General features: G+C 59.4%; 9 protein-coding genes. 5 read left to right on the forward strand and 4 right to left on the reverse strand.

Translation table 11 applies throughout. The features are described 5' to 3' along the window. Positions 1 to 20: 20 nt before the first annotated feature. On the forward strand, positions 21 to 2,429 hold the full coding sequence (locus tag VGL38_15045; GenBank protein HEY3296746.1) for a glycoside hydrolase family 15 protein: 2,409 nt from the start codon (positions 21 to 23) through the stop codon (positions 2,427 to 2,429). Positions 2,430 to 2,516: 87 nt separating this feature from the next. Here VGL38_15045 and VGL38_15050 read toward each other — a convergent pair whose 3' ends face one another. The 4 genes from VGL38_15050 to VGL38_15065 form a co-directional block, all read right to left on the reverse strand. Beyond that, positions 2,517 to 5,609 (reverse strand): hypothetical protein, encoded by a 3,093-nt coding sequence (locus tag VGL38_15050; GenBank protein HEY3296747.1) that lies wholly within the window; start codon positions 5,607 to 5,609, stop codon positions 2,517 to 2,519. Position 5,610: 1 nt separating this feature from the next. Then, positions 5,611 to 6,441: a hypothetical protein gene (locus VGL38_15055; protein ID HEY3296748.1), complete on the reverse strand. Its 831-nt coding sequence runs from the start codon at positions 6,439 to 6,441 to the stop codon at positions 5,611 to 5,613. A 167-nt stretch (positions 6,442 to 6,608) separates the two neighbouring features. Next, positions 6,609 to 7,169: a hypothetical protein gene (locus VGL38_15060; protein ID HEY3296749.1), complete on the reverse strand. Its 561-nt coding sequence runs from the start codon at positions 7,167 to 7,169 to the stop codon at positions 6,609 to 6,611. 159 nt (positions 7,170 to 7,328) lie between these two features. Further along, positions 7,329 to 8,222: a hypothetical protein gene (locus tag VGL38_15065; protein ID HEY3296750.1), complete on the reverse strand. Its 894-nt coding sequence runs from the start codon at positions 8,220 to 8,222 to the stop codon at positions 7,329 to 7,331. Positions 8,223 to 9,020: 798 nt separating this feature from the next. Here VGL38_15065 and VGL38_15070 point away from each other — a divergent pair. The 4 genes from VGL38_15070 to VGL38_15085 all read left to right on the forward strand — a co-directional run bounded on the left by VGL38_15070 (position 9,021) and on the right by VGL38_15085 (position 12,339). After that, positions 9,021 to 9,749, forward strand: a complete 729-nt coding sequence (locus VGL38_15070) for a hypothetical protein (GenBank protein HEY3296751.1) — start codon at positions 9,021 to 9,023, stop codon at positions 9,747 to 9,749. 5 nt (positions 9,750 to 9,754) lie between these two features. Next, the gene (locus VGL38_15075; GenBank protein HEY3296752.1) at positions 9,755 to 10,555 is read left to right on the forward strand and encodes a hypothetical protein; all 801 of its coding nucleotides are present in this window, start codon (positions 9,755 to 9,757) and stop codon (positions 10,553 to 10,555) included. A 111-nt stretch (positions 10,556 to 10,666) separates the two neighbouring features. After that, positions 10,667 to 11,011 carry a diguanylate cyclase gene (locus VGL38_15080; protein HEY3296753.1) on the forward strand — a complete coding sequence of 115 codons (345 nt, stop codon included), beginning with the start codon at positions 10,667 to 10,669 and terminating at the stop codon, positions 11,009 to 11,011. Positions 11,012 to 11,022: 11 nt separating this feature from the next. Continuing rightward, positions 11,023 to 12,339 carry a hypothetical protein gene (locus VGL38_15085; GenBank protein HEY3296754.1) on the forward strand — a complete coding sequence of 439 codons (1,317 nt, stop codon included), beginning with the start codon at positions 11,023 to 11,025 and terminating at the stop codon, positions 12,337 to 12,339. Positions 12,340 to 12,375: the final 36 nt, after the last annotated feature.

The raw sequence follows: 12,375 nt of genomic DNA on the forward strand, positions 1-12,375 counted from the left end.
ACTTCAGGAGGACATTATCCATGTCCGACGGCATTTCGCTTGCCCCCGGCTGGCCGGGCATCACGCCCCGCTGGACGTCCAGCAACAAATCGGGCGTCGGGACATCGCTCAGCCCGTTCAGCCACGTCACCTTTACCCTCAGCCACGGCATTCTGAACGAAATTTACTATCCGCAAAGCGACCTCGCCTGCACCCGCGACATGGGTCTGCTGATTGTCGACGGTCAGAACTACTTTTCCGAAGAGAAGCGCCATTGCTCCTTCACGGTGAATCTGATGCGCGAGGGAGTCCCTGCCTATCATCTGGTCAATACCAGTCTGGACGGGGAATATGTCATCGAGAAAGAATGCATCGGCGACCCTTGGCGCGACGTCGTTTTGCAACACATCCGTTTTCGCCCGCTGCGCCGCGCCATCAAGGACTTCACTCTGCTGGCCTTGCTTGCACCCCATATCGCCAACCGTGGCATGGGTAACACCGCGTGGGTTGGCGATTACAAAGGGACACCCATGCTGTTTGCCGAGCGCAATGAAATCGCGCTGGCCATGGCCTGCTCTCTGCCCTTCACCAAAAGATCCGTAGGCTTTGTCGGATATTCCGACGGCTGGCAGGACGCGGATCAGCATAAAAAAATGACGTGGGAATACCAGCGCGCCGAAGACGGTAATGTCGCCATGACCGGCGAAATCGTTCCTGATGCATGTGACGGCGAGTTTACCATTGCCATCGGTTTCGGGCGAAACCACACCGAGGCCGCCTTGCGCGCCCTGTCCTCCATCCAATCCGACTTCGACAACCTCCGCGACATTTACGTCCGCCAGTGGGAAGACTGGTTCAACTCCCATGAGCAGACCGGCAGTCGCGCCGGCAAAGAGGAGATGAGCAAACTTAGCCTCGCGGTGTCGCGTATACACTCGGATAAGATCGCCTGCGGCGCATCCATTGCCAGTCTTTCCGTTCCCTGGGGGCAGAACCGCGGCGATGACGATCTGGGCGGCTACCACCTCGTATGGGTGCGTGACCTGATTGAAACCGTGTGCGGCATGCTGGCAGCGGGCGTGCGCGAAGATGTCCGGCTGGCCCTCGAGTATCTGCGCGCAACTCAGGAAAAGGACGGTTTCTGGCCGCAGAACATGTGGCTGGATGGCCGCTCTTTTTGGACGGGCATCCAAATGGATGAGATCGGGCTGCCCATTCTGCTGTTGGAACTCGCTCGCCGGGAACACGCGATCCGCGAGGAAGATGTCGAGGCCTACCTGCAGATGGTGCACCACGCGGCATCCTTCATTGTGCGCAACGGGCCGGTGACGCAACAGGACCGCTGGGAAGAGGACGCGGGCTATTCGCCCTCCACGCTGGCCGTGGAAATTGCCGCGCTGCTGGTGGCCGCCGAGTATCTGGAAAGAATGAACCGCCCGGATGACGCGAAATATCTGCGCGAAACCGCCGATTGCTGGAACCAGAATATCGAACGCTGGTGTTACGTCAAAAACACAGGCTTTGCGCAAAAGGTCGGCGTAGACGGCTATTACGTGCGCATCGCGCCGCCGGATGTGGGGGAGGCCGCGTCGCCGCATTCGGGATACGTCCCGATCAAAAACCGCCCGCCCGGACAGAGTATGATTCCAGCAGAAGACATCGTCAGCACCGACGCGCTGGCGCTCGTACGGTTTGGATTGCGTGACGCCCATGACCCACGCATTGTCAATACGGTCAAGGTGATTGATCACCTGCTGAAAGTCAACACGCAGAACGGCCCGTGCTGGTACCGGTATAACGGAGATGGCTACGGCGAACACGAGGACGGCAGCGCCTTCGACGGCACGGGGACGGGGCGGTTGTGGCCGCTCCTGACCGGTGAGCGCGGCCACTATGAACTGGAGGCGGGCAATGTGGAGGAAGCGACCCGCTTGCTCGACGCTATGGAAAAGTTCACCAGCGATGTCGGGCTGATTCCCGAGCAGATCTGGGACACGGATGACCTTCCCGAACGGGAACTCTTCTTCGGCAGACCATCAGGGTCCGCCATGCCCCTCGTCTGGGCCCATTCCGAGCATATTCGGCTCACCCGTTCGATCAGCGACGGCACAACGTTCGACATGCCGGCACACACTGTCGACCGCTATCGCCGCCACCAGACCAAAGCGAGTTTTGCCTGCTGGCGATTCAACAACAAGTTGCGCACCATGAATCCCGGCCTCAAGCTTCGCGTCGAACTGCTGGCTTCCGCCCGCGTGCGCTGGTCTCTCGATGACTGGGCCACCACGTCCGAGACGGACACGACCGCCACATCCCTTGGCATTCACTACTGCGATCTTCCTGCCGACGCGCTCCAGGAAGGGCAAATGGTGCGCTTTACCATCTACTGGCAGGAACCCGCCAAGTGGGAGGAGCGCAATTACGATATAAAGATTGAGCAGGACGGCTGAACGCCGCCAGGCCTCCCCTTTCAAAAATAAAGCGGGCCTCCTTGAAGGTGGCCCGCTTTCGCGCATCCATCCCGCTTTCCCTGCTCATCACTTTTTCTTGTCGCGCTCGATAACCGAACGGTCATAGTCTACGTGCAGCGTGATGCCGCTCCAATCCAGCTTGCCATGACTCCCGGCGCGGACTTGCAGCGGCTCCGTTGGTTTCCCCCGCACATATCCCTTCGCCAGCGTCACAGGATCCACATCCACCACGTAATCTCCCGGCATCAAGCTGCCCAGATAGAAAGATCCATCGATATAGGTAATGGACTCCTGTTTGGTCGCGCCGGTGCTGTCCCGGGCAATAACCCGAACGCCGCCTAATCCGCGTGACTTGCTTGCATCCAGCATGTCGGTGCCATAGATGAAGCCCGAGATGGAACCCGGCTCCACAATCCCCAGCGACACGGGGGTCAGCGTTCCCGGTTCAATCGCCGCCCATTGAGCCCCATTGGTCGCGCTGTAGGTGGCAGCCAGGGCGCGGGGGTCGAGACACACACGAACGCGCCGCCGCGCGCTGGTGGCGTTGATAACAAACTCTCCGTGATCTCCGGTGGTCACATGCCGCCCGCCTTCCGCCAGCACTTGAATATCGGGAACTCCGGGCTCATCCGCGTCTTGGCGGCCATTGCCGTTGGCATCAAGAAACACAATGCCCTTCACGCCGCCGTTCCCCGGGCTTAAGCGTGAGTGCGGAATGACCCACGGGCGCCCTCCCACAAAACTGATAATCGGTTGAAGCTGCAAACCGACCGAGAACATCCACGCATTGCGCTGGTAGCGCACCATGGCCGAGACGCGGCTGAAGCCGCTGCTCTCGAAGTAATACTCCGGCTGCACCTGAAAGTAGGGCTTCCGCACGTCCCATTCATATCCGCCGTCCAATCGCCACTGCCAGTGATTCTTCCCCGCGGCGCGCAGGATATGCGTCACCGAGGAGCGCTGCCGGTAGGGCGAAGCGTCGTGGCCGATCGTCAGGCGGCCATTGTCCATCAATGGACATCCCGCGGCCACGTTCCATCCTCGTTGAAAGGCGGTCGCGGAATAGGGCAGCGCCAACCCGCGCCGCAGATCGGTGATGGAGCCTTCATCCAGTTTGTCCCCCACGGACACCTGCCCCAGCAGATCCACAAACCGCAGCAGCGTGGAACTCACACCGACCGTCGCGATGTTCCACGGCCCGCCGTCAAAGACGGTGCCTGTGGACGACACCGAAGGCCGCTGCCACGCATTCAGCCTGTCGAGGCCGATCCGCATGGTCGAGCGCGGCACAATCCGTGGCACATTGAAATCCACGTGCTGCCAGGACTCCCAGCGGGTCGCGTTGGCCCGGTGGCGAATATTGTCCTGCACCTGGCCGTGCATGGCGTTCAAGGACAACCCACCCCACAGCACGCGCCCCGCCATCACATAGCCCTGCCGGTCCTGCACGGCAGGATTGGTGCCATCGAAGAAGCCCGGATCGAAGCGGAACACCTCAGGCTGGAACTTCAGGGCATCGGAGACATGCATGTTCAGCCGGACACGCGCGCCGACAGCGGAATCCCCTGCCGCGGGATTGCGCACATCCTTGGTTCCGTAGAGCCTGTCGTAATCCGTGCGGCTGGCCGCCACATCCGCCGTCAGCAGGTGCTTTCTGAAAAGCAGCACCCGGTTTTCCACGCCGGCATGATAGCTCGAGGAAGGAAAAGGCTCCGTCAGCGTGACATGCAGCGTGTCCACACTGTTCCGCAGGTAGGGCAGGCTGAACAGGCTTTCGTAAGCCCCCGATACTCCCACACTCCAGTACGGCGTCAAGCCATACATGACGCGTCCGCCATAGAACCGCCCCTGCAACGCCCAGAAGTCCTGCGTGGTGAAGCGGCGTGACCCCACACCCAGAATCACGGCGGTCTGGCCCTTCTGCAACAGAGATCCCGCGCCGACCATCTCTTCGGTGTGCTCGGTGATCTTACCGTCGGGTTCGGTGACCACCGTGCGCGTATTGTTGAGCAGGTCGCGCGCAAGGTTGATTCCCCGGAACTGGTAAATGCCATCCCCTGCCGCGCCGCGCGGTTCTGTAACCTTCTGCTCGTCGATGAACCGGTCACCGACGTACAGTTCCACCTTGCTGCCCAGCGGAGCCGTTCCCCGGATGTCCGTCTGGGATAAATAGCGTTCCGTACGGCCAAAATTACTGCGGTCATCGTCGCGGCTCGAAGAATCCAGTCCGGCCAGACCGTTCAACTCCCATCCCGTCAGCCGCAGGTGTGGGAAGACCAGATCGCTCATTCCCAGGTCTACATCACCTACGGTGCTTTCGAAATCGCCGAGGCGATGCGTCAGCGTGAACTCATCGAGGCTGACCTGCGATTTGAAATCCGTGTTCCCTTGCCGCAGCCGCACTCCCCACCGTCCGCCGGCCAGCCGTCCGCGCCCTTCAAGGGTCTTCTGCATCAACAGATCACCGGAAGACATGCGGTTCATCACCAGGCTCGGCTGAATAAAATGGATCGACGGATCACCCAGTTTCCACGGACCCGAGGGCGGCTGGATTTCCGGCAGCTCCACGCCCACCATTTGCATCGACGTCCGGCCGCCGGTCTTGCGCCGCCGCGCCCCCGCATTGTCGCGCCAAACCGGATAGCTCCGCTGAGTCGTTCCGCTGTACTCGTAGCGCGATTCATCCCACTGCAACTGGACGTCGAAGATGCTGTCGATCGTCGCTTCAGCCAGATAGAAGTCCAATTGCCCGGTGACGTCAGACACCCCGTGCCGCACAGCCACCGCCTTGGTTTCGCCCGAGCAGCGAATGACCTTTGCCGCGGCAGTCAGCCAGCAGTCCCGCCCTTGAGCGTCGCGGAAAAACAGCGTGTCCCCGACCTCTTTGCTCCACAGGCCGGTTGCCGTTAGCAGCCGCCGCAGAGGTATTCCCCTCGTGGTGTCGTTGGCGATGACAATATCGAGATCCGTCAGCACAAGTTTTTCGTAGGGCTTCTGGCCGCGGATCTTCAGGCTGGCAATCGAGGTCTCGATCTTCTCGCTTCCTTCGCCGAACAGGCACGGTGCCCAGAGCGCAAGCGTCAGGCACAGCACGGCCAGCCCGCCGAGCGCGTTCCATTGCGCGCGCCCTGCGGCTGGCCGGTGGATCGGAAAGATCACCTTACCTCTTCTGAGGCGGGTCGGGATACGTGTCCGGGACATCGAAGTGATACGCCCCCGTGAGCTTGCTGCCATCCACTTCGGACGTATACGTCACCATGTATTCATACTGCCCGGGCGGCAGTGTGCGTGGCAGCACCGTTTTCAGAAGCCGCTCGGAGTGCGGCAATACCGACAGGCGGTCCGTATCTCCGCTGTTGACCACGGCTCCACTTGCGTCGCGCACTTCGTACTTACCCTTCTGCGCAATCCGCCCCGTTCCACTGTTCTCCACCTTTGCGACGACCATGACGCCGCTGGGCGTCACAACGCTTCGCATGGAGTCCGGATCAAGGCTCCACTGATACGTTGGCCGGCCCTTATCCGCCATGATCGGCACAACCACAATGGCAATCGCTTTGATCCTGCTCTGAGCATCCAGCGAGTCTTGATGGGAGGGCAGCGGCAGAAACTCCAATCCGCCCCAGTAGGTTCCGTCGGGAACCGTATCCGGCGCCATGATCGCATAGCGCACCTGCCGCTCGGAGTTGGGCTCCAGCGTAAATTCGCGGGGGGTGATCTTCATCCACGGGGCCAGCGACGTCGAGTCCATCGGCACCAGCGAAAGATCCCCTGCCACGGTCAATTTGAAGTGCACCGGAAAGACGCGCAAGCGCACGGAGCGGGCATCGGTGCTGCTGATCGTAAAGGATCCCGAGGCGCGGCCATTTTCGAACTTCGCTTCGATAACGGCGGGCGACACACGCAGTACGGCAAACAGCGGCGTGGCCGCAAGGCAGAACAGTACCGCGAACAGGGCGCGGCGCGGAAACATCCATCGGCTGAACGGCACGAAAAATTCCTCCAAGTATGGGACAGCCGGGAGGTGCAAACCTCTCCGGCTGACATAAAACCCTCACATTGTATCTCTATGCACCCTGGTCGGCACGGACAACTCAGCATGAGAGATTACAACCGGGGTGCGGGCCGCTGCCCGTGAACAGCGGCCCGCACGTGGGATTAAAACACGTGAACGGACGCGTACAGGCAGACAAAGCCCGAGTATTCGCCTGTGGGCATTTCGGGGTTCGCCTGGTTCCACGCGACGGTCACAAACACATCCTGCGAGAAGATGCCCATCTGGCTGGACTCGAAGGGGATGTAGTTCGTCTGCATTCCGAGGAAGCCGTCATAGTTGAACGGCGTCTCGTAGATACCGACATTGCTGCCGCCCTGAAGCGGGGAGGCATCCGTCGGCTCAATCAACGCGCCTGTGGTCAGCCACAGGGGGATCGGGGTTACGGTCGGGTCCGTGGGATCATCGCCCTTGTAAAGGGCCGTTGCCGCCGCGCTGAGGTTGACGGCTTCCGAATTCGCATCGACGCGGAAAGTAATTTCGCCCGGGAAGATACCAGTCTGGATCGAGCCCAGGTTGACATTGGCCGTCACCACCGACACTGCGATGTTGGAGACGACTGCGACATACACATGACCCCAAGCTGCACTGGTGGTGTCCGCAAAGGCGGAACCCGTGATCAGCATCAGGCCAACGGCGATAAAGGTTACGAAGCGAGCCAGCATGAGAATGCCTCCTTAAATTATCACTTCTTCAATTTTTCGATCGGATGTCCGTGCCGACCGGTGTGCATACAAACACGCCTTGCTTGAATTATCGAATGGTTACTAATCGCGGTTACTAAAGCCAGCGCCCCGCCGCATCGCCGTCCTCACCTGAAGAACCTACTTTGACGCGGGGTTATCCGCATGAAGGCGGAATTTGATGTCCTGCAAATAGTTTCCGGCAACCGTGACCCGGTCGGTCGCCACGCGAAGCTGGAAGGGAATCTCCACCTCCGCCAGCGTGAATGCCGGTGGCGCACTGCCATGGGCGGCAACCACCGCTCCCGAACGGAAAGGAACATAATCCGGCGCCATACTCTGCCAATCCTGCCCCGGCTCTACGCGCCATGTGAGCCGGTCGCGTTCGAGGCGAAAGCCGCCCCGCGTATACAAGTCCCCCCCCCATATCATTTCGAGTGCCCAGGCGCAGTTACTTCGCACGCGCAGGTACATCGGTTCGCTTTCCGCGGGCTCCCCCGGATGCTCCACCGGCACAACCCAGTCGCTGCTGATCAGTTCGATCTCCACCCGCGGCTGAACAGTGAACTCCGTCACCAGCAGAATTCCCGATCCCATCGACGTGCTGTCGCGCGCTTGCAGCTCCACCCGCACCGTAAAACAGTAGATTCCGGGAGGATCCGCTTCATCCAGATATTCGGCAATCCGCGACTGCGCAACCTGCCAGTCATAGCTGATAACCTGCTCGTCACTTTCCCCCGGACCGTAATCAAGACGGACAGGAATATAGCCGCAGAGCTGGGACAAATCCGGGAAAAGTTGCTGCACCCGTTCGAGGGGCAATTCCAAATTATCCGAGAGCCGCCGCGGCGGCTGCACCAGCGTCACGTATAAGGACCAAGGATTCGCACTGCTGATCCGTACCGTTGTCGTCCCCGGATTCAACTGGTTGCTTCCCGGGTTTTGCGCGGAAAAACTCCCCAGTGAAACCAGGCGCGGTTCGATAGTCAAGCTCCCCTGAGCCCAGCCTAATCCCGTCACGCAGAGCACGGTCAAACCGGTTGCAAGTCCGGGGAAGAAACGTGATAACCCGTTTCGAATAAGTCACCCCCGTCGTGAGCATACCGGAAAATCGTTCAATCCTTCCATCAAATCACTATGTTCCAATACCTTCGCTCCAGATTCACCCTGCCGTCCACTGCTCGACACGGCGATCTGTTCATCCTCTGTCAAACCACGCGCCGCTGGAACACCCGACAAAGACAAACATAAAGCGGAATTTATAAGAGGCGGTCTGATATTCCCTAAGCATTTTCGCTCTCGCAAATATAGCTACTGATGACAATCTTGTCAATGTAAATTACCGAATTATGCCGCTCTTCTTGTTTTCAATCTAACAAGTCTAAATTACTCCTTCATGTCCACACCGTCTTCTGTTTACCGTATTGGAGGCGGAGAACAACTCGGATCAACTCGTGCCTCCACCCCCTGTAACAATAATGACCCCCGGATGCACGGACACCCGGGGGCATTTCGCACTGGCTCGCTTCAAGTCAGCGCGTACCGGCTTCGCCGGTCTAATCCTTGTCACTTCTATATTTCCGAAAAGTTTCGGTTCATTCTCCGGGACGTTCGCCCAAAACAAAACAATAAACGTCTAAATAGTAAATACTTAGCGCGCACTCAATGCTCGCGAGTCTGGCCACCTTCGAGCCTTCTCCGGGTCAGTTGCCTTGCAAGTTTGTCTCCGCCCCATCATCTTCTGCTCCACAGCGAAAGCGGTTGCGTTGATGCCGTTTCCCGCTTATATTGCCCAAGGTTTCAATTAGAATGTTCACTTTAAGCAAATACCTTATGCAAACTATAACAAAACTAATCCAAATTTTCAAGTCGCCGCCGACAATTATTCTATTATCCTTCCTCCTTGTCGAGGTGTTCAATCATAGTGCTGCCGCCCAGCCCGGCCCATTGCAGTCCTACGATGTTCAAATTCAGGCTGGCAACCTGACGGTCCCGCGCTACACGCCGTTTGCCATGTCGTACTATCCCTATTATAACGGCCAGCGCAATGACAGCGTTACTTATAGTATCGGCAATCAAATCACATCCGGCGGTGTGGCAACAGCCGACCGCATCATTGACGTCACCGTCGGCGGAACCTACGCCTATCGGGACACTACGGGCCGTTGGGCAGGCTTTCTGGTCTCACTGCGCAATGGGCGAGGTTTCCTCTATATGAACCGCCACGAGGCGCGTACAGTGACGTTGGAAGGCTTTCCCTTCGATACCGTAACCTATATCCTCCCTATGCCCCGGGAGAATACCCGCATCGTTGCCGCACGCATGAACGGCAACCATCCTATCAACCGTGTCGGGCTGACCGCCAGCGGATTTCACTGGTCGCAGAACATGCGGCAGGGCGGCGATATCATCCTTGACCTGACCACGCGGCAAATCGCCCGCCGTGATTCGACCAGCGGCTGGATCGGCACCCTCGACAGCATGCGCGTGGGACATCCGGTGCTGATTCAGGTCAACTATCCGGCCACATTCGACTGGACCTATAACCCAACGCGGGAGTAATGATCATGAAACTCTACCGCGTCCTACTCTTCTGTCTGCCTCTTGGCTTGACAATGCCTGCTTCGGCGCAGGACACGTTCATCTACATGACGCTGCACAATCTCGGCTGCCGTCAGGCCAATGATACCTACAGCGGCTACATTCCCAACTATGGCTTTGCCGAAGGCGATCTGGTGCAGGTGATCCTCGCCGGCCCCAACGGGCACATCGATCCGCCCGATCCGACCGGACTTCCCGGCGGCGATGATCAGCTCGCGGTGAATCCCGGGCTCCCCTTTGCCATGAATCCCGCATCCTTCACCCACTCCGCCAACACCTTCTACTCGCCCGAGGCTATTCTTATCGAGAGCTTCGGCAACGGATCAGAACCTGCCTTGCACACCGGTTCCAGGTTCTATGTGCGGGTCTGGAACGGCCCTTCACCCGACGCGTCTTCCATGTACTATAATTCAGCGCAACTCACCCAGGACTTTCCCGTGGGAACCGAAAGCTGCCCGATGGACAGCGCGGTGCGGACGCTGCGCAATACGCCGATTTTGCCCGTGCTCATCAGTTATGCGGTCACGCTGGACGGCGGACACCCCTTCGACGGTGGCCCGCCCGCGCCGCAACTGCTCGCGGTCTATGATCCCGCGCAACCCCGGATCCAGTGGCGTCCTGTCCCTACGGCCACATCGTATCGCGTCGAATCGAGCATTGATTTTGCAAATTGGAACTTGGAGGTGATTACCCCCGACACCACATTCCTGACGACTGTTCCCGTGTTGCCGGGACACCGCTTTTACCGGGTCTTTGCCATACAGTAACGGCTACCGGGACATCGTTTGAATAGGGCATTGGCGAGAGGAGAGCTTGACTTTCCCTCTCCAATGCCCTATCTTGTCTCCCAACACGCCCCACCCACCACATTCCCTGCTATGCAAAACTGCCCTTGGGCCGAAAACCTGCCGGTTTCCATCACCGTCTGTGACCGGGAAGGCAAAATCCTCGACATGAACGAAAAGGCCGTCAACACCTTTGCCAAAGATGGCGGCCGCATGCTGATCGGCCAGAATGCGCTCGATTGCCATCCCGAACCGTCGCGCACGGTGTTTCAAACAATGCTCGCCGAGCATACCTCACACATCTACACTATCGAAAAAAACGGCGTCAAGAAGCTTATCTATCAGGTGCCATGGCAGGAAGAGGGAGAGTTTGCCGGCATCGTCGAGTTTGCCTTCGAGATTCCGTTCTCCATGCCCCATTTCGTCCGCCAGCCGTAATCGGTCTCCCCATGTCTCTTCTTCAAGCAACCGCGACCATTCAGGATCTGTCCACCGATGGCCGCGGCGTCGTCCGCATCGAGAACGTCGTCTACTTTGTTCCGCGCGGAATGCCGGGCGATGAACTGCTGCTCGAACTCCTGCCGCAAAGCAAACCGCCTTCCGCGAATATCGTCTCCATCATCACGCCGTCACCTCTGCGCCGGCCGCATCCCTGCCCCCATGCGGATACGTGCCAGGGGTCCGTTTGGGGATGTCTCGACGATTCCGCGCAGCTTTCCCACAAGCGCGATCTGGTCGAGCGGACTCTGCGCAAGGCGGCGGGCGGCATCACGGTGTTGCCTACAGTAGCCGGCCCTCTTCCCTGGAAATACCGTAACCGCATCTCGTTGAATGTCTGGCGGCGCGGCGATGCGCTCGAAGTCGGCTTCCGCACCGAGTCCCGTCAGGAAAGCGGCATACCAATCCGCACCTGTTACCTGCCCGTTGAAGCGGTTTCCGAATGTCTGCCCGCGCTCACCCGTTCCCTTGCCGGTCTGCCGTCACCACTGGTTCCCCTCCCGCGCCGAATCCAGATCCATCAGACCGCAGCCGGAGCCGGACTGCTGGTCATGATTCCCGGCACGGTGACTCCCGACATCACGCGTTTCTGGTCACAACAGCTCGCTCCTTGCGCGCCGGGCGGACTCTGGTTTGCCGAGTCTTCCCTCGCGGGCATCGTCCGCTACGACAAACCCATCACCCACACCGAGCAAGCGCTGCCCATGCAGACCGAATGGCTGGGGCAAACGGTTGACGTACATCCCGCCGCCTTCTGTCAGGCCAATGCCGCCGCCGCAAATCGTGTGGGAGAGCGGTTGCAACAGTTCAGCCGTGAGCAGCACTATGAGCGCGTCTGGGACCTGTACGGCGGCTTCGGCGCCCTCGGCATGGCCGCCGCCGGACCGGAGCGTCCCCTGTACGTGCTCGAACTCTCCCGCCTTTCCGAAAAGACTATGCAACAACTGGCCGGGCAGCAGGGCATCAGCCGCGTTCAATTTATCCCCGGAGACCTGCTGCGCACGTTCCCCTCGCGCGTTTCCGGAATTCGCGAACAGGACCTGATTGTTCTCGATCCTCCCCGCAGCGGCGCCCATCCGGAGATTCTCGCGCAGATCAACCGTTCTAAAGCACGGCGGCTGGCCTACCTTTCCTGCAATCCCGCCCGCCTTGGCCGTGACCTGACGCTCCTGGCGCAAGGAGGCTTTGTCCCCGTCGAAATTCAACCCTACGACTTCTTTCCCCAGACTCCCGCTACTGAAGTCCTCACCCTCCTCTCCCGTTCCTGATCTCCAAATAGAAGAAGACGGACCCTTGCCCGTCTT

It is taken from the genome of bacterium (assembly GCA_036504735.1).
Taxonomy (GTDB): Bacteria; Electryoneota; RPQS01; order RPQS01; family RPQS01; genus DASXUQ01.